The organism is Xenorhabdus thailandensis (assembly GCF_037996785.1).
GTDB lineage: Bacteria > Pseudomonadota > Gammaproteobacteria > Enterobacterales > Enterobacteriaceae > Xenorhabdus > Xenorhabdus griffiniae.
This window is the reverse complement of sequence record NZ_JBBMXF010000007.1, coordinates 1115911-1140272: the sequence shown is the minus strand read 5'-3', so window position 1 is coordinate 1140272 and position 24362 is coordinate 1115911. Positions and strand designations below refer to the sequence as shown.

18 protein-coding genes, 2 tRNA genes and 2 rRNA genes are annotated in these 24362 nt (G+C 46.2%); 7 read left to right on the top strand and 15 right to left on the bottom strand.

From position 1 onward, the window contains the following. Positions 1-38: 38 nt before the first annotated feature. From AAC853_RS07730 to gmhB, 5 genes are all read right to left on the bottom strand, one after another. Positions 39-2949, bottom strand: a 23S ribosomal RNA gene (locus tag AAC853_RS07730). A 171-nt stretch (positions 2950-3120) separates the two neighbouring features. Beyond that, positions 3121-3196 (bottom strand) — tRNA-Ala (locus tag AAC853_RS07725). A 20-nt stretch (positions 3197-3216) separates the two neighbouring features. Continuing rightward, positions 3217-3293: transfer RNA gene (locus tag AAC853_RS07720), tRNA-Ile, on the bottom strand. Between the two features lie 67 nt (positions 3294-3360). After that, positions 3361-4903 (bottom strand): 16S ribosomal RNA (locus AAC853_RS07715). Together the 16S and 23S rRNA genes with 2 tRNA genes alongside form the textbook arrangement of a ribosomal RNA operon. Before the next feature lie 366 nt (positions 4904-5269). Then, positions 5270-5836 (bottom strand): D-glycero-beta-D-manno-heptose 1,7-bisphosphate 7-phosphatase, encoded by a 567-nt coding sequence (gene gmhB, locus AAC853_RS07710; protein WP_273558540.1) that lies wholly within the window; start codon positions 5834-5836, stop codon positions 5270-5272. A gap of 178 nt (positions 5837-6014) precedes the next feature. Between gmhB and metN the strand changes: the two genes are divergently transcribed. The 6 genes from metN to proS all read left to right on the top strand — a co-directional run bounded on the left by metN (position 6015) and on the right by proS (position 11687). Continuing rightward, the gene (metN, locus tag AAC853_RS07705) at positions 6015-7046 is read left to right on the top strand and encodes a methionine ABC transporter ATP-binding protein MetN (RefSeq protein ID WP_273558542.1); all 1032 of its coding nucleotides are present in this window, start codon (positions 6015-6017) and stop codon (positions 7044-7046) included. Next, entirely contained in the window at positions 7039-7692 is a 654-nt protein-coding gene (locus AAC853_RS07700; RefSeq protein WP_273558544.1) for a methionine ABC transporter permease MetI, read from the top strand. Before metN ends, AAC853_RS07700 begins: the two co-directional genes overlap by 8 nt. 166 nt (positions 7693-7858) lie before the next feature. After that, positions 7859-8674 (top strand): MetQ/NlpA family lipoprotein, encoded by an 816-nt coding sequence (locus AAC853_RS07695; RefSeq protein WP_273558546.1) that lies wholly within the window; start codon positions 7859-7861, stop codon positions 8672-8674. A gap of 88 nt (positions 8675-8762) precedes the next feature. Next, positions 8763-9158: an Rcs stress response system protein RcsF gene (gene rcsF, locus AAC853_RS07690; RefSeq protein ID WP_340614145.1), complete on the top strand. Its 396-nt coding sequence runs from the start codon at positions 8763-8765 to the stop codon at positions 9156-9158. 22 nt (positions 9159-9180) lie between these two features. Continuing rightward, positions 9181-9888, top strand: a complete 708-nt coding sequence (gene tsaA / locus AAC853_RS07685; protein ID WP_340614144.1) for a tRNA (N6-threonylcarbamoyladenosine(37)-N6)-methyltransferase TrmO — start codon at positions 9181-9183, stop codon at positions 9886-9888. 77 nt (positions 9889-9965) lie between these two features. Beyond that, positions 9966-11687, top strand: coding sequence for a proline--tRNA ligase (gene proS, locus AAC853_RS07680; protein WP_340614143.1), 1722 nt, complete (start codon positions 9966-9968; stop codon positions 11685-11687). A gap of 81 nt (positions 11688-11768) precedes the next feature. Here proS and nlpE read toward each other — a convergent pair whose 3' ends face one another. Next, positions 11769-12452, bottom strand: a complete 684-nt coding sequence (nlpE, locus tag AAC853_RS07675) for an envelope stress response activation lipoprotein NlpE (RefSeq protein ID WP_340614142.1) — start codon at positions 12450-12452, stop codon at positions 11769-11771. Positions 12453-12762: 310 nt separating this feature from the next. Here nlpE and rof point away from each other — a divergent pair, with 310 nt between their 5' ends. Beyond that, the gene (gene rof / locus AAC853_RS07670; RefSeq protein ID WP_189759685.1) at positions 12763-13026 is read left to right on the top strand and encodes a Rho-binding antiterminator; all 264 of its coding nucleotides are present in this window, start codon (positions 12763-12765) and stop codon (positions 13024-13026) included. A 129-nt stretch (positions 13027-13155) separates the two neighbouring features. Here rof and tilS read toward each other — a convergent pair whose 3' ends face one another. From tilS to lpxD, 9 genes are all read right to left on the bottom strand, one after another. Continuing rightward, positions 13156-14502, bottom strand: coding sequence for a tRNA lysidine(34) synthetase TilS (gene tilS / locus AAC853_RS07665; protein ID WP_340614141.1), 1347 nt, complete (start codon positions 14500-14502; stop codon positions 13156-13158). A gap of 31 nt (positions 14503-14533) precedes the next feature. Beyond that, on the bottom strand, positions 14534-15451 hold the full coding sequence (locus AAC853_RS07660) for a DMT family transporter (RefSeq protein WP_340614140.1): 918 nt from the start codon (positions 15449-15451) through the stop codon (positions 14534-14536). 215 nt (positions 15452-15666) lie between these two features. Next, positions 15667-16626, bottom strand: coding sequence for an acetyl-CoA carboxylase carboxyl transferase subunit alpha (gene accA / locus AAC853_RS07655; protein WP_273558560.1), 960 nt, complete (start codon positions 16624-16626; stop codon positions 15667-15669). A 12-nt stretch (positions 16627-16638) separates the two neighbouring features. After that, a complete protein-coding gene (dnaE, locus tag AAC853_RS07650) occupies positions 16639-20121 on the bottom strand; it encodes a DNA polymerase III subunit alpha (protein WP_338884471.1) in 3483 nt (1160 codons plus the stop codon). 14 nt (positions 20122-20135) lie between these two features. Next, the gene (gene rnhB, locus AAC853_RS07645) at positions 20136-20729 is read right to left on the bottom strand and encodes a ribonuclease HII (RefSeq protein ID WP_340614180.1); all 594 of its coding nucleotides are present in this window, start codon (positions 20727-20729) and stop codon (positions 20136-20138) included. Further along, the gene (gene lpxB / locus AAC853_RS07640; protein ID WP_340614139.1) at positions 20726-21910 is read right to left on the bottom strand and encodes a lipid-A-disaccharide synthase; all 1185 of its coding nucleotides are present in this window, start codon (positions 21908-21910) and stop codon (positions 20726-20728) included. Before lpxB ends, rnhB begins: the two co-directional genes overlap by 4 nt. A gap of 7 nt (positions 21911-21917) precedes the next feature. Next, positions 21918-22715 carry an acyl-ACP--UDP-N-acetylglucosamine O-acyltransferase gene (lpxA, locus tag AAC853_RS07635; protein ID WP_189759679.1) on the bottom strand — a complete coding sequence of 266 codons (798 nt, stop codon included), beginning with the start codon at positions 22713-22715 and terminating at the stop codon, positions 21918-21920. A gap of 3 nt (positions 22716-22718) precedes the next feature. Further along, positions 22719-23171, bottom strand: a complete 453-nt coding sequence (fabZ, locus tag AAC853_RS07630) for a 3-hydroxyacyl-ACP dehydratase FabZ (RefSeq protein WP_273558566.1) — start codon at positions 23169-23171, stop codon at positions 22719-22721. Positions 23172-23333: 162 nt separating this feature from the next. Then, a complete protein-coding gene (gene lpxD / locus AAC853_RS07625; protein WP_340614138.1) occupies positions 23334-24362 on the bottom strand; it encodes a UDP-3-O-(3-hydroxymyristoyl)glucosamine N-acyltransferase in 1029 nt (342 codons plus the stop codon).

Below are 24362 nucleotides of genomic sequence, written 5' to 3'. Positions count from 1 at the left end.
GTCTCTCTTTCCACTCCCGAAAACCCCTTCGGTGTTGTCAGGTTAAGCCGCACGGTTCATTAGTACCGGTTAGCTCAACGTCTCGCAACGCTTACACACCCGGCCTATCCACGTCCTCGTCTCGAACGTCCCTTCAGTACCCTCTAGGGGTAAGGGAAGACTCATCTTAAGGCAAGTTTCCCGCTTAGATGCTTTCAGCGGTTATCTCTTCCGCACTTAGCTACCGGGCAGTGCCATTGGCATGACAACCCGAACACCAGTGGTGCGTCCACTCCGGTCCTCTCGTACTAGGAGCAGCCCCTTGCAATCTTCCAACGCCCACGGCAGATAGGGACCGAACTGTCTCACGACGTTCTAAACCCAGCTCGCGTACCACTTTAAATGGCGAACAGCCATACCCTTGGGACCTACTTCAGCCCCAGGATGTGATGAGCCGACATCGAGGTGCCAAACACCGCCGTCGATATGAACTCTTGGGCGGTATCAGCCTGTTATCCCCGGAGTACCTTTTATCCGTTGAGCGATGGCCCTTCCATGCAGAACCACCGGATCACTAAGACCTACTTTCGTACCTGCTCGAGCCGTCACTCTCGCAGTCAAGCTAGCTTATGCCTTTGCACTAACCTCACGATGTCCGACCGTGATTAGCTAACCTTCGTGCTCCTCCGTTACACTTTGGGAGGAGACCGCCCCAGTCAAACTACCCACCAGACACTGTCCGCAACCCGGATAACGGGCCGGCGTTAGAACATCAAACATTCAAGGGTGGTATTTCAAGGATGGCTCCATGCAGACTGGCGTCCACACTTCCAAGCCTCCCACCTATCCTACACATCAAGGCTCCATGTTCAGTGTCAAGCTATAGTAAAGGTTCACGGGGTCTTTCCGTCTTGCCGCGGGTACACTGCATCTTCACAGCGAGTTCAATTTCACTGAGTCTCGGGTGGAGACAGCCTGGCCATCATTACGCCATTCGTGCAGGTCGGAACTTACCCGACAAGGAATTTCGCTACCTTAGGACCGTTATAGTTACGGCCGCCGTTTACTGGGGCTTCGATCAAGAGCTTCTCGCCGAGGCGATAACCCCATCAATTAACCTTCCAGCACCGGGCAGGCGTCACACCGTATACGTCCACTTTCGTGTTTGCACAGTGCTGTGTTTTTATTAAACAGTTGCAGCCAGCTGGTATCTGCGACTGGCCTCGGCTCCGGACGCACGTTCCTTCACCTAACGCCAGCGTGCCTTCTCCCGAAGTTACGGCACCATTTTGCCTAGTTCCTTCACCCGAGTTCTCTCAAGCGCCTGAGTATTCTCTACCTGACCACCTGTGTCGGTTTGGGGTACGATGGACCCGAATCTGGAGCTTAGGGGCTTTTCCTGGAAGCGGGGCATCAGCAACTTCAGCACCGTGGTGCCTCGTCATCGTGCCTCAGTGTCATGGCCAACCGGATTTGCCAAGTTAGCCCACCTACACACTTAAACCGGGACGACCGTCGCCCGGCTTGCCTAGCCTTCTCCGTCCCCCCATCGCAATTCGGGCCCGTACAGGAATATTAACCTGTTTCCCATCGACTACGCTTTTCAGCCTCGCCTTAGGGGTCGACTCACCCTGCCCCGATTAACGTTGGACAGGAACCCTTGGTCTTCCGGCGAGCGGGTTTTTCACCCGCTTTATCGTTACTTATGTCAGCATTCGCACTTCTGATACCTCCAGCCCACCTCACAGTGGACCTTCAACGGCTTACAGAACGCTCCCCTACCCAGCAACACTTAGTGTCGCTGCCGCAGCTTCGGTGCATGGTTTAGCCCCGTTACATCTTCCGCGCAGGCCGACTCGACCAGTGAGCTATTACGCTTTCTTTAAATGATGGCTGCTTCTAAGCCAACATCCTGGCTGTCTGAGCCTTCCCACTTCGTTTCCCACTTAACCATGACTTGGGGACCTTAGCTGGCGGTCTGGGTTGTTTCCCTCTTCACGACGGACGTTAGCACCCGCCGTGTGTCTCCCGTGATAACATTCTTCGGTATTCGCAGTTTGCATCGGGTTGGTAAGTCGGGATGACCCCCTAGCCGAAACAGTGCTCTACCCCCGAAGATGAGTTCACGAGGCGCTACCTAAATAGCTTTCGGGGAGAACCAGCTATCTCCCGGTTTGATTGGCCTTTCACCCCCAGCCACAAGTCATCCGCTAATTTTTCAACATTAGTCGGTTCGGTCCTCCAGTTAGTGTTACCCAACCTTCAACCTGCCCATGGCTAGATCACCGGGTTTCGGGTCTATACCCTGCAACTTAACGCCCAGTTAAGACTCGGTTTCCCTGCGGCTCCCCTATGCGGTTAACCTTGCTACAGAATATAAGTCGCTGACCCATTATACAAAAGGTACGCAGTCACCCTGATAAATCAAGGCTCCCACTGCTTGTACGTACACGGTTTCAGGTTCTTTTTCACTCCCCTCGCCGGGGTTCTTTTCGCCTTTCCCTCACGGTACTGGTTCACTATCGGTCAGTCAGGAGTATTTAGCCTTGGAGGATGGTCCCCCCACATTCAGACAGGATAACACGTGTCCCGCCCTACTCATCGAACCCACAGCCTGTGTCTCTTCGTGTACGGGACTATCACCCTTTACTGTGCGCCTTTCCAGGCGCTTCCACTGACACACACACTGATGCTGGTTCTGGGCTCCTCCCCGTTCGCTCGCCGCTACTGGGGGAATCTCGGTTGATTTCTTTTCCTCGGGGTACTGAGATGTTTCAGTTCCCCCGGTTCGCCTCATTAACCTATGGATTCAGTTAATGATGGTGCAACGGATTGCACCGGGTTTCCCCATTCGGACATCGCCGGCTGATAGCGCTTCATATCAGCTCACCGGCGCTTTTCGCAGATTAGCACGTCCTTCATCGCCTCTGACTGCCTAGGCATCCACCGTGTACGCTTAGTCGCTTAACCTCACAACCCGAAGAAGTCTTCCGGTCGGAGTGTTGAGAGTTTCACCAATGTTATCATTCCATAACATTGACGGTTTCAAATTTTCAGCTTGTTCCAGATTGTTAAAGAGCAATGATTTCACAACACACCGCGTTTGATGCGTTCTGAAATCATTAAAGTCAAGAAGAGTCATGGTGGAGCTAAGCGGGATCGAACCGCTGACCTCCTGCGTGCAAGGCAGGCGCTCTCCCAGCTGAGCTATAGCCCCATGTCACCGGACAGAAAAATTGGTAGGCCTGAGTGGACTTGAACCACCGACCTCACCCTTATCAGGGGTGCGCTCTAACCACCTGAGCTACAAGCCTATTTCGTTTCCGTCTCTTCTTTTATCAGACAATCTGTGTGGGCACTGCACAATCACTATCGTTTGGGTAAGGAGGTGATCCAACCGCAGGTTCCCCTACGGTTACCTTGTTACGACTTCACCCCAGTCATGAATCACAAAGTGGCAAGCGCCCTCCAAAAGGTTAAGCTACCTGCTTCTTTTGCAACCCACTCCCATGGTGTGACGGGCGGTGTGTACAAGGCCCGGGAACGTATTCACCGCAGCATGCTGATCTGCGATTACTAGCGATTCCGACTTCATGGAGTCGAGTTGCAGACTCCAATCCGGACTACGACAGACTTTATGAGGTCCGCTTGCTCTCGCGAGGTCGCTTCTCTTTGTATCTGCCATTGTAGCACGTGTGTAGCCCTACTCGTAAGGGCCATGATGACTTGACGTCATCCCCACCTTCCTCCGGTTTATCACCGGCAGTCTCCCTTGAGTTCCCACCCGAAGTGCTGGCAACAAAGGATAAGGGTTGCGCTCGTTGCGGGACTTAACCCAACATTTCACAACACGAGCTGACGACAGCCATGCAGCACCTGTCTCACGGTGCCCGAAGGCACTTCCGCATCTCTGCAGAATTCCGTGGATGTCAAGAGTAGGTAAGGTTCTTCGCGTTGCATCGAATTAAACCACATGCTCCACCGCTTGTGCGGGCCCCCGTCAATTCATTTGAGTTTTAATCTTGCGACCGTACTCCCCAGGCGGTCGATTTAACGCGTTAGCTCCGGAAGCCACAGCTCAAGGCCACAACCTCCAAATCGACATCGTTTACAGCGTGGACTACCAGGGTATCTAATCCTGTTTGCTCCCCACGCTTTCGCACCTGAGCGTCAGTCTTCGTCCAGGGGGCCGCCTTCGCCACCGGTATTCCTCCACATCTCTACGCATTTCACCGCTACACGTGGAATTCTACCCCCTCTACGAGACTCTAGCCAACCAGTCTTAGATGCCATTCCCAGGTTAAGCCCGGGGATTTCACATCTAACTTAATTGGCCGCCTGCGTGCGCTTTACGCCCAGTAATTCCGATTAACGCTTGCACCCTCCGTATTACCGCGGCTGCTGGCACGGAGTTAGCCGGTGCTTCTTCTGTGGGTAACGTCAATCACAGGGTGTATTCGACCCTTGTGCCTTCCTCCCCACTGAAAGTACTTTACAACCCGAAGGCCTTCTTCATACACGCGGCATGGCTGCATCAGGCTTGCGCCCATTGTGCAATATTCCCCACTGCTGCCTCCCGTAGGAGTCTGGGCCGTGTCTCAGTCCCAGTGTGGCTGGCCATCCTCTCAGACCAGCTAGGGATCGTCGCCTAGGTGGGCCATTACCCCACCTACTCAGCTAATCCCATCTGGGTTCATCCGAAGGCGTGAGGCCCGAAGGTCCCCCACTTTGCTCCTTAGAGATTATGCGGTATTAGCCACCGTTTCCAGTGGTTATTCCCCGCCCTCGGGCAGATCCCCAGACATTACTCACCCGTCCGCCGCTCGCCGGCAGGAAAGCACGCTTCCCCCCGCTGCCGCTCGACTTGCATGTGTTAGGCCTGCCGCCAGCGTTCAATCTGAGCCATGATCAAACTCTTCAATTAAAAGTTTGATGCTCAAAGAATTTCACTGTTAGTTCATAATGAATTAACTGCTTAGTCACTCTTTAAGACTTTAATCTTTTTTGCCTTGCGGCAATTCGATAGTCTCTTGCGAGTGCCCACACAGATTGTCTGATTAACTTGTTAAAGAGCGTTGGCAACCGGAAGCGTCTTCCGGGTTGCGAGGCTGCGTATCTTACGCTTTCCCCTTACCGTGTCAAGCCTTATTTTTCGCGGCTTTTCACGTTGTCATCCCGACCGGTTTGTGTGTTTGTCGTGACAACGGAAGCGCATTATAGGGAGCCTTCTAATTTAGGCAAGTCTTTTTTGTGATTTTTTATTTAAACGTTCACAATTTAGCCCAAAAGGTCATTTTTGCCTATTTTTTATTACATTTGGTAAATCTGACAAGCTATTAACGACCAAATCCGCAGTTTGTTCTGCTTCTTCTGTTATCGGTTTTCCTGTACGAACAAGAACTCTGGTTCCAACTTTTGCTGCCTTAGCTGCCAACATATCTTCTATTTTATCCCCTACCATATAAGAAGAGGACATATCGATATGTAATGTTTTCTGCGCATCTAACAACATACCTGGTTGTGGTTTACGACAGTCGCAGTGCTTCTTATATCCTTCATCTTCTGCTTCTGGATGATGCGGACAATAATAGATGCCATCAAGATCAACACCTCTATCCGCCAATGACCAATCCATCCATTCTGTTAATTGCATAAACTGATCTTCAGTAAAAATCTTACGTGCAATACCTGACTGATTGGTCACTAAAACCAGAGCATAGCCCATTTTTTTCAATTCAAGCATGGCTTCAATAGCACCATCAATAAATTGAAAATTATCTATCTCATGTACATAACCATGATCGATGTTAATTGTGCCGTCACGATCTAAAAATACGGCGGGAATACCTTGAGTCACCTGATTACTCCAAGAATGTATCAAGTGGACAGTATCGCATGATTTATTACTGATTGAGAATGCAGCATTTAATTTATTCCTAGTTGACTTAGACGTCTAGACGCCTTAACATCCACTTTAATTCATGACTTGTTGAAATGTTCTCAAGTCATTCATCTTTACATCTAATAAGAAAAAAATGATAAGACTGACTCAGATAAATAAGATATTTCAACAAGGAACGCGCACGATAAAAGCGCTTTCAGATATCAACCTACATGTCCCGCAGGGACAAATATATGGTGTTATTGGTTCTTCCGGTGCGGGCAAAAGTACCTTAATTCGCTGTGTGAATATGCTTGAACGGCCAACTTCTGGTCAGGTATTAGTGGCAGGGCAGGATCTTACTTCCCTTTCAGAACGTGAGCTAACACATGCGCGTCGCCATATTGGCATGATTTTCCAGCACTTTAATTTGTTGTCATCCAGAACCGTATTTGGCAATGTTGCGTTACCTTTGGAACTTAATAACACACCTAAAGCCGAAATAAAGGCTAAAGTTAACGAATTGCTAGAGTTAGTTGGCCTTGCTGAAAAACATGATGCTTATCCTGCCAATTTATCAGGTGGTCAAAAGCAGCGTGTTGCTATTGCACGGGCCCTGGCAAACTCGCCCAAAGTGCTTTTGTGCGACGAAGCCACCAGCGCTCTGGATCCAGCAACAACACGTTCTATTCTGGAATTATTAAAAGACATTAACCGTCGACTGGGTTTGACCATTCTTCTTATTACCCATGAAATGGATGTCGTTAAACGTATTTGTGATCAAGTTGCTGTCATCAGTGGTGGACAATTGATCGAACAAGATGTTGTGAGCGAGATATTTTCGCATCCCAAAACGCCGGTTGCTCAGGAATTTATCAAATCTACGTTGCATTTGGATATTCCAGAAGATTACTTGCAGAAATTGCAACCGGAATACGCGCCTGATCGCAGTCCATTATTGAAGCTGGAGTTCACAGGTAAATCCGTTGATGCACCTGTAATCTCGATAGCCGTGCGCCGCTTTAATATCGACATCAGCATATTAAGTTCCCAAATTGACTACGCCGGCGGTGTGAAATTTGGGGTCATGCTGGCTGAATTAGATGGGGAAAGCGATAGCATTAAATCAACAATTGCATTTTTAGAAGAGCATCATGTGAAAGTAGAGGTTCTCGGTTATGTCTGAAGGAATGATTTTATTATTAGCTAAAGGAGTCTGGGAAACCCTCGTTATGACTTTCGTCTCTGGTTTCTTTGGCTTTGTTATTGGATTGCCAGCGGGTGTACTTCTATATGTTACCCGTCCTGGGCAGATAATTGAAAATGGTACGCTTTATCGCATACTTTCTGCATTGGTAAATATTACGCGTTCAATACCTTTTATTATTTTATTGGTATGGATGATCCCATTTACCCGTCTGATTGTGGGAACATCAATCGGTTTGCAGGCAGCCATTGTTCCGCTGACTGTGGGTGCTGCACCGTTTATTGCCCGCATGGTGGAAAATGCATTGTTAGAAATTCCGACTGGCTTAATTGAAGCAGCACGTGCAATGGGAGCAACGCCGTTTCAGATTGTCAAAAAGATTTTATTGCCGGAAGCCTTACCAAGTTTGATTAATGCCGCAACCATAACTTTAATTACATTGGTTGGTTATTCCGCAATGGGTGGCGCTGTTGGTGCCGGTGGTTTAGGCCAGATTGGCTATCAATATGGTTATATCGGCTACGATGCAACAATAATGAATACCGTATTAGCATTATTAGTTGTTTTAGTGTTCTTGATTCAGATCAGCGGTGATCGTTTAGCAAAAACCGTCAATCGTAAATAAATTGTTTTCAACAAAGTGGCAAGGCTTATACCTATACCCAACAAATTTCAAGTTGCCGCAGGCAAAGCAGCAACTTGGAAGATGAAGGGAATAAGAGCCTCAATATAGTAGTACGCAGTAACTTGATAAGACAGGTTATAAATCAGTATTCAATAGGGGTGAAAATATGTCAGTAAAATTGAAATCTATTGCAGCAATCAGTGCATTATTAGGTACATTAATTCTTGCGGGTTGCGGACAGGAACAACGTGATCCAAACCATATCAAGGTTGGCGTTATTGCAGGACCTGAACTTAAAGTTGCTGAAGTTGCTAAACAAGTGGCTAAAGATAAATATGGCCTTGATGTCGAACTGACGACATTCAATGATTACGTTCTGCCAAATGAATCATTGAGCAAGGGCGATATTGATGTGAATGTTTTCCAGCATAAGCCTTTTTTAGATCAGCAAGTGAAAGAACGTAACTATAAATTAGCAATTGTTGGTAACTCTTTCATTTTCCCAATGGCGGCATACTCTAAAAAAATTAAGTCACTGGATGAATTGCAAGAGGGTTCTCAAATTGCCATCCCTAACGATCCGACGAACCAAGGCCGCGCTCTGCTGTTATTACAAAAACAAGGTCTTATCACTCTGAAAGAAGGTGTGGGGCTGCTGCCAACTATTTTGGACATCACCAGCAATCCTAAGCACCTGGATATTGTACAGTTGGAAGGTCCACAATTGCCACGCTCACTGGACGACCAAAAGATTGTTTTCGCTATTATCAATAACACTTATGCAGGGCAAATTGGTTTAACACCAGAGCAAGATGGCATCTTTGTTGAAGATAAAGATTCACCTTACGTAAATCTCATTGTCAGTCGCGAAGACAATAAGGACGCTGAGAACGTGCAAAAATTTGTAAAAGCGTACCAATCTCCAGAAGTAGCAAAAGAAGCCAATGAAGCCTTCAAGGGTGGAGCAATAAAAGGCTGGTAACCTTTCCTATTCAGTTAATCAAGATTAAAATCATTGGGTGGATATTTTTATATCCACCCATTTTTAATTTTAATGAGGATTCAACTCGATGCGTGTGTTACCTGTCTGTTTCATGGCGCTCTTTATCGCTGGGTGTACTTCACCGTCAACCCAGTTCAATAAATCTGGTATGTCAGATCCGAAGTTGAAACATCAGTCAGTCAAAAAAAGCAAGGCACCCTCTTATGTCCGTCTTTATACCAAGCCGGATGAGCTTTTAGGTGTTACATTTAAAGAGTTAGGTATTGTAGCCGGAGAATCCTGCCGTAATACGTTGCAAGACTCTCCCGCCAGTATTGCAACCGCACGACAAAATATGCTGACAAGGGCATCTTATCTAAACGCAAATGCAGTTTTACTTCATCAATGTGCAATTTTACCGGGTCAGGGTTGTTACCAAATTGCCATCTGTGAAGGCATTGCCTTACTGACAACCAATAAATAATTGTGATTAATAAAAAGTGCTTATGGCAGATTTTCAGTTTACACAAATAGGGACCATTCATTCTCCTTACAAAGAGAAATTTGCCATTCCCCGCCAGCCGGGTTTGGTCGAAGATGGTACAGGGCAGCTAGAGTTACTTGCGCCTTACAATCAGGTTGATGCAGTACGCGGGTTGGAGCAGTTCAGTCATTTGTGGATTATTTTTGTCTTCCATCAAACCTTGGCGAGTGGCTGGAATCCATTAGTGCGCCCACCCCGTTTAGGCGGAAATGCCAAAATGGGTGTTTTTGCCACCCGTTCCACCTTCCGCCCCAACCCAATTGGCATGTCACTGGTGGAATTGAGAGATATTCAGTGCAAGAACAACCGCGTCATCCTGGAACTGGGTAGTTTGGATTTGGTGGATGGGACACCAGTTATCGACATCAAGCCTTACCTGCCTTTTGCCGAATCGCGACCAGAAGCCAAGGCGGGTTTTGCCCAGGCAGCACCAGAGGCAGATATGGCAGTGAATTTCTCACCAGAGGCAGAATACCAACTTTTATCCCACAAAGCCCATTATCCTCATTTGAAGCGCTTTATCAGCCAAGTATTAGCGCAAGATCCTCGTCCTGCCTACCGTAAAAACGCGCAGGAAGACCGCATATACGCTGTTCATCTCTTGGATTTTAACGTCCGCTGGCGCGTTTTTAATGCCATAACAGAAGTGGTTTCTATCGAACACCGCTAAAACTCCTTTTGACATCGCAAGCTCACTGGTAGACTAGCGATTTGTCTTTATTTTTCGCTATCCAATGGAAACTTACTATGCGTACTAGCCAATATCTGCTCTCTACGTTAAAAGAGACACCTGCTGATGCAGAAGTCGTCAGTCATAAACTGATGCTTCGTGCTGGAATGATCCGTAAACTCGCTTCAGGGCTGTACAACTGGATGCCGACAGGTGTCCGCACGTTGAGAAAAGTTGAAAACATTGTTCGCGAAGAGATGAACAATGCAGGAGCGGTTGAAGTTTCCATGCCAGTAGTTCAGCCAGCAGATTTGTGGCAGGAAAGTGGCCGTTGGGAACAATATGGCCCAGAATTACTGCGTTTTGTTGATCGCGGTGAACGCCCTTTCGTTTTGGGACCAACCCATGAAGAAGTTATCACTGATCTGGTTCGTAACGAAGTCACTTCCTATAAGCAGCTTCCACTGAACCTGTTCCAGATCCAGACCAAATTCCGTGATGAAGTTCGTCCACGTTTTGGTGTTATGCGTTCACGTGAATTTATCATGAAAGATGCATACTCTTTCCACACCAGCCAGGAGTCCCTGCAAGAAACTTACGATAAGATGTACGATGCCTACAGCAAGATCTTTACCCGCATCGGCTTAGATTTCCGTGCAGTTCTGGCTGATACAGGTTCAATCGGTGGCAGTGCTTCCCATGAATTCCAGGTTCTGGCAGACAGTGGTGAAGATGATATCGTTTTCTCTACCGAGTCTAACTATGCAGCTAATATTGAATTGGCTGAAGCAGTGATGCCCTCTCAAGAGCGTGCGGCTCCGTCTGAAGAAATGCGCCTGGTTGATACACCAAACGCCAAAACGATTGCTGAACTGGTAGAACAATTTAATCTGCCAATTGAAAAAACCGTTAAGACACTGCTCGTTCATGCTACAGAAGAAAGCGAGCATAAATTAGTTGCCTTGCTGGTACGCGGTGATCATGAGCTGAATGAGATCAAGGCAGAAAAACTGTCTTTGGTCGCCAGCCCACTGACTTTCGCGACTGAAGAAGAAATCCGCGCCATCGTGAAAGCTGGCCCAGGCTCTTTAGGACCAGTCAACCTGCCGATGCCTGTCATTATTGACCGCAGCGTATCTGTCATGAGTGATTTTGGTGCTGGCGCCAATATTGATGACAAACACTATTTCGGCATTAACTGGGAGCGTGATTTAGCATTACCAGAAGTGGCTGATATCCGTAATGTCGTTGAAGGTGACACCAGCCCAGACGGTAAAGGAACGCTGTTAATCAAGCGTGGTATTGAAGTTGGTCATATCTTCCAATTAGGCACCAAATACTCTGACGCTTTGAAAGCCACTGTACAAAATGAAGATGGGCACAATCAAGTTATCACTATGGGATGCTATGGGATTGGTATCACCCGTATCGTTGCAGCAGCCATTGAACAGAACCACGATGATCGTGGCATTATCTGGCCAGATGCTATTGCCCCATTCCAGGTAGCCATCCTGCCAATGAACATGCACAAATCTTACCGCGTGAAAGAAGTCGCTGAAAAATTATATGCCGACTTACGTGCCAACGGCATTGATGTCATTTTCGATGATCGTAAAGAACGCCCTGGTGTTATGTTTGCGGATATGGAACTGATCGGTGTACCACATACTCTGGTTATCGGTGATCGTAATTTAGATAACGGTGAGATTGAATATAAATACCGCCGTACTGGTGATAAGCAGATGCTGAAACTGGAAAATATCGTTGATTACCTGAAAGGCCATATTCAACCAGCTTAATTTTGTTTGTCAGCTTTAATTAAGAGAACCTGCGTATTCATTACGCAGGTTTTTCAGAAGATTATGCGTCGCTGTTATACGTTATTTCTTAGTATGGCAGGAAGAAGCCTTATCAAAACGAATTTTACCTGTTTGAACCACGGCATTATCAAACAAACCATCTTCCATTGAAGGGCGAACCGTATAATAGCCCTCTATTTCTACATAAACAGGGGTTCCACCTTCGACTCCCGTCGCGCTATAGCCACGTTCTAAATCGATATTTTCCGCCGCATCATAACGCCTTCCTGTACCACATTCCGTAAAGAGCGCGGAATCAGCAAAATAGCTGTATTCTCCGGCCAGTTTTTTCGGTTTGACTTTATCTAATTCATAATTGAAATCTGATTGAATTGGCTCGCCGTCGATATCCAACATAACCAGGTTTTCGCCTTTCATCTGATAATAAGATTTTTGGCCATCTTGCTGACTTAAGACAATCTTTTTACCATCCATCACCCAATGACCGGTTTCAAAGAATGTATTTTCCCCGTGTTTAGCTTCCAGATAGGTTCGCCCCAATATATATGTCCCATCTTTAGCAAGTTGTAAGGTGGTTTCGATACCTGCACAATCCGCACAAGGTACAACACCACTAAACACGTTTTCGGTTGGCAGAGACTTTTCCTCAGATACAGGGCTATCCTGGGTTACGGAGGTATTCTGGCATCCTGTAGCGGTGAATACACCAGCAACCAACAATGCAAGCAATATTTTTTTATTCATCATTTGATCCAATAAATTCAAAAAGATAATTACTGACTTCCAAGCAAAGCATAAACTTTACCTAATAAAATTGACATTACTCTACTGGGTTCCAAAATGCACGGAGAGAGCAATCGAATAGCATGACTTTATTTTATTGCATAATGGTAAGATACCGGTTTTATCTGCTTTTTGTTTACACGAAAGTCTCACCGACTTATTCGTAATAACGGGAAGCTTACTGTGCTATAGTCGTAAGTAGCATTTTGCATTTGATTTTGGTCAATCACGGGCGGCACGATAACCGCCACTAACATAGTGGTGAGCAAATATGTCTATAGATAACGAAGAATATCAACCAATTAACTGTGATGATTACGATAATCTTGAGCTAGCATGCCAACGCCAGCTATATTTGCATCTCCAATTGCGAGATGGTGAAACACTTGAAGGAAAAGCTAATAAGCTGATTTTAAGAAAAAAAATTGAATATCTTCTCGTCGATTCAAATGAAGGAACCCGTGAATTAAGGTTAGATTACATTATTAGTTTCAGCAATCCAGAAATTGGAACGATTGTTATCGAGCATTCTTAAATCTGATCGCGAATAACGATTAGCACCTTTTGCCAAAAGTCCTTATCTTAATAAGGACTTTTTATGTAAAAAAATCTATAAATCAATGAGTAATCCGCTACAACCCACGCTATGTCACTCACCCTGCCATTAAATATGGTGGGTAATTTTCTTCCACTGAACTGAAATTCCTTCGTCATCAGGCAAATTCTGCCCTTCTTTAGTGATAAAAACCCCCAACGCGGCTATCAGTTTTTCGTTGTAATAGAGCAAAGGTGTTCTCTCTCTGAGCCAAGGCGCAACCCCAAATTCTTGCCACAGTTTTTTACTGTGGCGGGAATGTTGTCGTCCCACAATACTAATATTCCCCTGAACACCAAAACGAATTGTCACTTGCTCATTAGCGGTTGGCTTTCTCACTGTCATGCCATTTTCTTTAGCGCAGAGCAGCATTCCCAACCCATCTGGTAACGTCAATGCCTGCTGTAAATCCCACGCAAGAATAGTTCCCGCCAGATTTTGATATTGCGGAAGTAGCCAAAGTTGCTGCCGATAACGACGAATGTCATAGGATCCTAACCTAAAACGCGGTTCTGCATCTTGCCTGGCGAGTGCCACTTCTGACCAAATGCGTTGAAGCTGCTCTCGTGCCGGCATTTTTACCCCACACTGACTGAGCCATCGCCGCAACAATGCATTTCGTTTTGCTTCAGAACTGCTTTCCAAAGGAGGAATAGATATCGCACCTTCCGCAGTAATCAATGAATCCAAAGATTCTTGCAGCAATTCATCCAGTAATTGTTCTTGCTCACCACACAAACTGGCACTACGGGAAACTGCCTGGGGGAAATGAGGCCAACGCTGATTGAGTAATGGCATGATATTCAGACGCAGGAAATTACGGTCATAACGATCATCTTGATTACTGTCATCCTCTACCCATTGTAATTTTTGTGTCTGTGCATATTCTTCCAATTCTGCACGGCTTACATTTAGCAATGGACGAATTAATGTCGTTCCTGCAAATGGCATTCTGGCAGGCATGGAAGATAATCCTGCCGGACCACTGCCCCGTTTCAATGCTAATAAGAACGTTTCTGCCTGATCATCAAGATGTTGTGCTGTAATTAAAATTTCATCCTGCTGTAACTCACGTTGGAAAGCGTGATAACGCGCATTGCGAGCCGCAGCTTCAATCCCATTCAGGCGAGTATCAAGTTGGACTTTTTCGGTTCGGAAATCCACCTGCCAATCGGCACAAACTTGGCGACAATGTTCGACCCATAAATCCGCCTTTAAGTTTAAGCCATGGTGAATATGGATTGCCCTTAACGCCATTGGTTCGCTACTCCATTGATGAGATTGGGTTCGCAAACGAACAAGCAGATGCAACAATACGCTGGAGTCCAATCCACCGCTAAATCCAACCAAAATCTTTTTATGCTGGCCAATTTGGTCTGCCAACGTCATAAGCAAAAGATCATGCATATTTGCCATTATGGAACCAAACCTTTCTTCATTTTCCTGCTCAATCCTCAATCAGATCATCCATCAATTCATTTTGTTTGGCATTTTTTCTCTTAGCACTGATGCAGAGTAATCCAGAAATGATAACCAGAGCTAACCCAATCACATAGGCAGGGACAAACGCATCACCAAAAAACAAAATAATCCATATCATCGACAAGACAGGGGATAAAAATAAAATTGAGGCAACCTTATGGGAATCAGGGCCATTCATGGCCTTAAACCAAATAATATAAGAGATTCCATTCAGTATGATGCCGTTAAGTAATGTTGGCATCAGTGAATCACCGACAGGCAAGTTAATTCGGCTAAAAGCAAACATAAATACCGCGGAAACTAAGGTAGAACAGAGGAATACCCAGAATGTACTAATATAGGGATCAATAGCATACTGCCTCGATAATACTGACATTAATGCAAAACAGAACGATCCGCTAAATACCAGCAACAATGCCTGCGGATGTTCCACCGCAATCTCGGTGATATTTCCTTTCGTGAAAGTGATCACAACAGCCATAAAGCCCATTGCAATGCCAATCATCTGCTTGATCGTCAATGTTTCTTTAAACAAGAAAAATGACAATCCAATAATCATTAACGGCCAGCTATATTGGATCACCAAGACAGCAACACCATTTTCAATGGAATAACCATAGTAAAGCAGTAAATAAAAGAAACAATCCAAAGCACCTAAGATCAATACCTTAAGCATAACGGGCAAAGGGATAAATAAAAGCGTCTTCCAACTTCTGCCCATCATGAGGGCAACGATAAATACGGCCAAAACAGACAAAATATTTGACCAGAATAAGTATTGGAAGTGATCCATCTCTTTCTGACCAAAACGTGATATAGAAGGAATAAAACTCCAGATAAACACACAAGAAAACGCATAAATAATATATTTATATTTGGCCATAGAAAAACTCAACTTATTATTTTAAAGCCCAGCCTACGAGGCGCCTATTCCATCCCAATGCCATCAGGCATGATAATATTAGATTATATATGCGTTACCTTTTAAGTTGCTCATTATAAGACAACATAACTCATTGTTTCTCCCCGCGTAGCGGGGAGAAATCACACGCATCTTGAAGTTAGATTGGTATATTAGCGAGTAAAAAACTTTAGACCTTAGCAATAACCGTACTGCATTAAGTGCTCATAACGGCGGTTAACTAATTCTTCACTGTCCAGTTCGCTCAACTCAGAAAGATCAGCTAACAATTGGGCTTTCAATGTTTCAGCGATTTCTTCATAGTTACGGTGCGCACCACCCAATGGCTCAGGAATCACCGTATCAATCAGATTCAGTTCTTTCAGACGTGGAGCCGTATTCCCCATGGCTTCCGCCGCCAATGGTGCTTTTTCAGCGCTTTTCCACAAAATGGATGCACAACCTTCAGGAGAGATGGTAGAGAAGGTGCTGTATTGCAACATGTTGATTTTATCACCAACACTAAGCGCCAATGCGCCACCAGAGCCACCTTCGCCAATCACGGTACAGATAATAGGGACAGAAAGATGAGACATTTCACGCAGGTTACGGGCAATGGCTTCTGACTGACCACGCTCTTCTGCACCGACCCCAGGATAGGCACCAGGTGTATCAATGAAAGTAATAATTGGCAATTTGAAACGCTCTGCCATCTCCATTAATCTCAACGCCTTGCGATAACCTTCCGGTGATGGCATACCAAAATTACGGCGGATCTTCTCTTTGGTTTCACGCCCTTTCTGGTGGCCTATTACCATGACAGGACGGCCGTCAATACGCGCTAATCCGCCCACAATGGCCTTGTCATCCGCATAGGCACGATCGCCCGCCAGCTCTTCAAAATCAGTAAAGATGCGCTGAATATAATCCAGTGTATAAGGGCGCAGTGGATGACGTGACAGCTGGGAAATTTGCCATGCCCCTAAATCAGCGAAAATTTTGCGAGTCAGCTCCAGACTTTTTTCCCGCAAACGCTGGATTTCTTCATCCAGATTGATATCTAGCTTTTCATCTTGACGGCTAACTGCGGTAAGCGAATCAATTTTCGCTTCCAGCTCGGCAATCGGCTGTTCAAAATCCAGAAAATTCAGACTCATAATGTTCCTATTCTAGTCAAATTCTAATTCTACCTGCTCATTACCCAGCAGAGTTCGCAGATCTGTCAAAAGGGTGTCTGTTGGCGTTACCCGCCATGTCGCCCCGAATCGTAAACGGGCGCGGGCATCCACCCGCTGGTAATAAAGATGAACCGGTATCGTACCTGAACGGTGTGGTTCCAATACCCCACGAAGACGGCTCAATAATTGTTCATCAATTTGCCTGTCCGATAACGAGATAGCAAGCCCACGTGCAAATTTTTCACGTGCCTCACTGATATCCATTAATTCACGAACGGTCATTTTAAGCCCACCGCTGAAGTCATCAAAGCTGACTTGTCCGGTGGCAATCAAAATCTTGTCTTGCTCTAATAAATGCTGATACCTTTCCAATGCATCAGAAAATAGCATGATCTCCAGACGTCCTGAACGATCATCCAATGTACTGATACCAATCCGGTTTCCCCGTTTGGTCGTCACTATTTTGGAAACTAATACCAAACCTACCACAGTTGTTACTTGGCCACGGGGTGTCGGGTTCACATCTTTTAGACGTAATCCATTGGTATATCGTTCAATCTCTTTCAAATAACCTGTAATTGGGTGTCCCGTTAAGTACAGTCCCAGCGTTTCCCGCTCACCATCCAATACCACCTGATCTGGCCATTTTGGGGTACTGGCATAGGAACGCTCAACTTGTTCTGGTTCTTCAGCCAACACGCCAAACATATCGGTTTGCCCCGTGGCTTCGGCTTTGGCATGTTGATCCGCTGCTTTCAGTGCCCCTTCCAAGGAAGACATCAATGCCGCACGATGTGGTCCCAACCGATCAAACGCACCGGACATGATCAGTTTTTCCATCACCCGACGGTTTATTTTTTTGGTATCAACACGTGCGCACAGGTCAAATAGCTCTTTGAAATGTCCTTCTTTCTGTCGGGCTTCGAGCATCGCTTCAATCGGTCCTTCACCCACACCTTTAATCGCACCAATGCCGTAAACAATTTCTCCATCATCATTGACATGGAAATGATACAAACCGCTATTAATATCAGGAGGAAGAACTTTCAACCCCATACGCCAGCACTCGTCCACCAGCCCAACGACTTTTTCGGTGTTATCCATATCTGCTGTCATCACGGCAGCCATAAATTCTGCCGGATAGTGCGCTTTCAACCACAACGTTTGGTAAGAAACCAGTGCATAAGCTGCGGAGTGAGATTTGTTAAAGCCATAACCCGCGAATTTCTCCACCAAATCGAAGATTTTCATCGCGAGCGTACCATCAACGCCCTGTTTTACCGCTCCCTCTTCAAATACCGACCGCTGTTTAGCCATCTCCTCTGGTTTTTTCTTACCCATTGCACGGCGCAACATATCTGCGCCGCCCAAGGTATAACCGGCCAAAACCTGTGCAATCTGCATCACCTGTTCCTGATACAGAATGATACCGTAAGTTGGTTCCAGTACAGGTTTTAAGGATTCGTGCTGCCATTCAACATCAGGATAGGAGAGCTCTTCCCGTCCATGTTTACGGTCGATAAAGTTATCTACCATGCCTGATTGCAACGGCCCGGGACGGAACAGTGCCACCAATGCGATCATGTCTTCAAAACAGTCAGGGCGCAGGCGTTTGATTAAGTCCTTCATTCCGCGCGATTCAAGCTGGAACACGGCCGTGGTTTCAGAGCGTTGCAGCATATCGAAACTTTTCTGATCATCCAGCGGAATAGCTGCGATATCAATCGGTTCCAACCCTTTCCTGGCACGACGAGCATTCACCATCTCAAGTGCCCAGTTGATGATGGTCAGGGTTCTCAGGCCAAGGAAGTCAAACTTAACCAGGCCTGCGTATTCCACATCGTTTTTGTCAAACTGGGTAACCGGGTTTTGCCCTTCTGGATCACAGTAAATCGGCGCAAAATCAGTAATTTTAGTTGGTGCAATAACAACACCACCGGCATGTTTACCTGCGTTACGAGTGACACCTTCCAGTTTGCGCGCCATGTCTATCAGCGCTTTAACCTCTTCATCCGCTTCGTAAATTTCAGGTAGCTGTGGCTCGGCGGCAAACGCTTTTTCCAGCGTCATCCCCGGATCAGAAGGCACCAGTTTCGAGATTCGGTCCACAAATCCATAAGGGTGTCCAAGTACACGCCCAACATCGCGGATAACCGCTTTCGCCGCCATCGTACCAAAAGTGATGATCTGCGATACCGCATCTCGTCCGTACATATCTGCGACGTGATCGATAACCTGATCGCGTTTTTCCATACAGAAATCGATGTCAAAATCTGGCATGGAAATACGTTCAGGATTGAGGAAACGTTCAAACAGCAGATCGAATTCCAGCGGATCGAGGTCGGTAATTTTCAACGCATAAGCCACAAGGGAGCCGGCACCAGAACCTCGCCCTGGCCCAACGGGAACACCGTTGTCTTTCGACCACTGGATAAATTCCATTACGATCAGGAAGTAACCTGGGAATCCCATTTGGTTGATAACGTTCAGTTCAATAGCCAAACGTTCATCATATTCTGGCCGTTTTTGCGCCCTGACTTCCGGATCGGGGTAGAGAAATTCCAGACGCTCTTCCAACCCTTGCCTGGATTTTTCAATGAGGAAATCTTCAGTGCTCATTTCTCCCGTCGGAAATTGCGGCAGGAAATACTCACCAAGACGGATCGTGACATTACAGCGTTTAGCAATTTCTACGCTATTTTGTAGCGCTTCAGGAATGTCTGAGAAAAGCTCACACATCTCCTGTTCACTGCGTAGATATTGCTGAGGGCTGTAATTTTTAGGACGTTTCGGATCAGACAGCGTATACCCATCGTGGATAGCAACCCGAATCTCGTGGGCTTCAAAGTCTTCGCTTTCAAGAAAACAAACGTCATTGGTTGCCACAACAGGAAGATTTTTTTCTGACGCTAGTGCCACAGCCGCATGAAGATAGCTTTCTTCATCCTGACGTCCGGTACGGATCAACTCAAGGTAATAGCTGTCAGGAAAATGTTCCTGATAAAAATCGAGGCATTGCTCTGCCATCGCACGATTGCCACGTAGCAGGAATTTACCCACATCTCCCATGCGCCCACCCGATAGCAGAATCAACCCTGTTTTGTATTTCACCAGCCATTCCCGCTGGATAGTCGGGCCAATCGCGCCATAACCTTTTTGGTACGCTTGAGAGATCAGCAAAGTCAGATTTTTGTAACCTTCATTATCGCGGGCAAGGATCGTCAGGTGAGCATATTCATCTCCCAACAAATCACTTTCCACATAAAAATCTGCACCAATAATTGGCTTGATGCCGGCACCGTGGGCGCTGCCATAGAATTTCACCAATCCACATAAGTTGGTAAAATCCGTGATCGCAAAAGCTGGCATTCCCAATTTGGCGATTTTTTTCACCAATGGGCCGATCTTAGCCAAACCATCAATCATTGAATAATCACTGTGAACACGTAAGTGTATAAAACGTGGTTCTGTCATAATCTGCCCAGATTTTATCTAAGACCTAGCGCTCGTTTAACAGGCGCAAAACTCTTACGATGATGCTCCGTAGCGCCCAAAGAAGCCAATTTTTCCAGATGCAGGGCGGTTGGATAACCTTTATGTTTTGCAAAACCGTAACCAGGGAACTGCTTATCCAGCGCTGCCATTTCCCTGTCACGTGTTACTTTGGCAAGAATAGAGGCGGCGCTAATTTCTGCAACCAAGCTATCGCCCTTCACGATGGCTTGAGCTGGCATGGCTAATGCCGGACAGCGATTGCCATCAATCAGAACATAATCCGGTATGAGTACCAACCCCTCAACGGCTCTTTGCATAGCCAGCATGGTGGCGTGGAGGATATTAAGCTTATCGATCTCTTCCGGCTCTGCACGGCCAAGGCTCCAACATAAGGCCTTTTCTTTTATTTCCCAATACAGTGCTTCACGGCGTTTTTCCGTCAGTTTTTTCGAATCCATCAAGCCTGCAATGGGCTTAGCCGGATCAAGAATAACCGCCGCAGTTACTACAGCACCTACTAATGGGCCACGCCCAACTTCATCAACACCGGCAATCAAATTCGCCTGTGGATAAACAAAATCCATTATCTTCTCGCTAATTCCAGAACGGCTTGCGCAGCCTGTTCATCGGCATCACAGCGAATGCTTTCATGCAAATGCAAGAAGGTTTGTTTCAACGCTTCCACATCTGCACCACCTTGCACAAGAGGTAACAATGCCTCTGACAACGCGTGTGGTTCGCATTCATCCTGTAGTAATTCTTTGACTAATTGTTTGCCTGCCAACAGATTAGGCAAGGAAACATACGGCGTCTTCACTAGACGTTGTGCCAGCCAGAATGTAAAAGGTTTCATTCTATAGCCCACCACCATTGGGCATTTGGCTAGCATACATTCCAGTGCTGCCGTACCGGATGCAAGTAAAGTCGCGTCACTGGCAATCATGGCTTCACGCGCCTTACCATCCAATAAATGGAGCAGCAAATCCGGTGCTATCTCGTTTTTAATGCGCTGAAACTGCTCACGCCGTTTGGCATTAACTAAAGGAACCAATACATGCAAATCGGGAAATTTCTCCCGCAATAATTGCGCAGTTTTTAAGAAGTCAGCACTGAGCATCTCTACTTCAGCATGACGACTGCCAGGCAATATCGCCAAACAGTGCGCAGCCAATGGAATACCCAGAATTTCTCTGGCGGCGGCTTTATCAGGTTGCAAAGGCATCGCATCTGCCATTGTGTGCCCAATAAATCGACATGGAACGTTAAATCGATCGTAGAAGGCTTTTTCAAAAGGTAAAAACGCCAATACCAAATCCGTTGACCGACCAATTTTAAACACACGTTTCTGACGCCATGCCCATACCGATGGGCTAACGTAATGGATCGTTTTAATTCCCTGCTGTTTAAGCTTGCCTTCCAAAGTAAGGTTAAAGTCAGGCGCATCAATGCCAATAAACACATCAGGCCGCAACGCGGTAAAACGTGCGGTTAAGTCTTTACGTATTTTCAGCAACCGGGGTAAACGTCCCAGAACTTCAACGATCCCCATCACGGCCAGCTCTTCCATCTCATACCAGGCTTCACAACCTTCTGCCTGCATAAGAGGGCCAGCAACACCCACAAAGTGGGCGTGCGGAATTTTTGCTTTCAATGCACGAATCAGCCCTGCCCCAAGAATATCACCGGAAGTTTCTCCGGCGACCAAACCAATTATCAGTGGGCGCTGATTATCAACAGAAGAAAAGGTAGTCAAAGGAGTATCCTTCATCTACTTATTAACGAATGATGCCACGGCTGGATTTTGCGGAATGTTCCAGAAAATCACTGAATACTTTCACATGCGGATTGTTTTCCGCCTGGAGATCAATCTCTTGTCTGGCTTCTTCCAATGTTTTTCCGCTGCGATAAAGTGTCTTATAGGCATGACGAATTGCATGCAGAGATTCTTTGTCAAACCCACGGCGTTTCAGACCTTCGATATTCAACCCGAAAGGGGTTGCATGGTTTCCCTGTGCAATGATGTAAGGAGGAATATCCTGAGCAACGCCGGAACAACCACCAACCATCACGTGGGAACCAATTTGACAGAATTGATGCACGGCCGTCATTCCACCAATAATGACGTAATCGCCCAGAATAACATGTCCGCCCAATGTCCCATTGTTCGCGATGATACAACGATCACCAATGATACAGTCATGGGCGATATGGGCGTTGATCATCAACAGATTGTCACTGCCAACTTTAGTCACGCCCCCACCCTGCACAGTGCCTCTGTGGATAGAAACACTTTCACGGATGCGGTTACGGTCACCAATTTCAACACGGGTTGGTTCACCCTGATATTTGAGATCCTGATTGACTTCACCGATAGAAGCAAACTGATAAATCTGGTTATCACGACCAATCTTAGTTATCCCATTAACCACAACATGGGATTTCAATTCAGTCCCTTCACCAATCTCAACTTGGGCACCGATATAACAAAATGGGCCAATGCGAACATTGGCACCAATAACAGCACCCTCTTCAATAATGGAAGAGGGATGGATAACAGCGGTTTGATCAATCATGGATTAAGCCTCACGACGGCGAGCACACATCATTTCAGCTTCGCAAGCCACTTCTCCATCGACTTTCGCTACGCCCCTGAAACGCGCAACACCGCGACGTTCTTTAATAAATTCTACTTCCATGACCATTTGATCACCTGGCAGAACCGGACGCTTGAAACGCGCGCCATCAATCGCTGCAAAGTAATACAATTCTCCCGGTTCCAGTGATCCCATACTTTTGAACGCTAGAATGCCGGTAGCCTGGGCCATTGCTTCAAGGATCAAGACACCAGGAAAAATCGGTTTACCAGGGAAATGTCCCTGAAAGAATGGTTCATTAAATGATACATTCTTGACTGCGCGCAGAAATTTACCTTCCTCAAAATCTAAGACACGATCTACCAACAAAAATGGGTAGCGGTGAGGCAGTAAATCTAAAATTTCTTCAATTTGCAGAGTATGATTATCACTCATCTAAATACTCTTCCTGTCATATAAGAATCATAATATTAACGACACGGCCTGCGTTAACTCCAAATTCAGAGTTATCAGGCAGGCCGCAAAAATCAAAAGCACAACCAAAAATGCTAATTAAAAACGTTTAATCAAAAATGTCTATCCAAAATGCGGGTATGATTACTCGTTTTCACCTTCCAGTTGGCGTTCAACTGACTTCAAGCGCTTATTCATCTCATTAATGTTCATGATTAAGGCGGCAGTCTTACGCCAAACTTTGTTCGGTTGTAACGGGAATCCTGACGAGTATACGCCAGGTTCTGTAATTGGACGTATCACCATGCTCATGCCCGTCACGGTCACTTTATCACAGATTTCCATGTGCCCATTGATGACACTGGCTCCACCAATCATACAGTAACGGCCAATTTTCAAACTACCCGCCATAATGACGCCACCCGCTACAGCAGTGTTGTCTCCAATCGTCACGTTGTGGGCAATCTGACATTGATTGTCTATGATAACACCATTACCGATGACAGTGTTATCCAATGCACCGCGATCAATTGTCGTGCAAGCGCCAATTTCAACGCGATCTCCAATGATCACTGTACCTAACTGCGGAATTTTAACCCAATTTCCACGATCATTAGCATAGCCAAAACCATCAGAACCGATGACAGCTCCCGACTGGATCAAACACGACTCACCAATTTCAACATTATGGTATATCGATACATTGGCCCAAAGACGGGTTCCTGCGCCAATCCGCGCATTTTTTCCAATAAAACAACCTGCACCAACGATAACATTATCACCAAGCATAACGCCGGATTCGATAACCGCATTTGCACCAACCGCCACATTTTTACCCAGTACCGCCTCAGAGGAGATAACGGCTGATGAGTGGATATCCTGTGCAGGTTTCGGTGTCGTATCCATAACTTGCGCCATGCGTGCATAGGCAAGGTAAGGATCATTAACCACCAACGCGGCAACCTTACAGTGAGGGAGGTCTGCTTCACGTAGCACAACAGCCGCAGCCTGACAGGTAACAAGTTTGTCAGTATAACGACTGTCGGATAAAAATGTAATTTGCTCGTTATTTGCTGAATACATCGGCGCAATACCGGTGATGACGATGTCGCCATCACCGTGCAATTGCGCATTCAACTGCTGAGCAAGATCAGCCAATCGAATTGAAACCAT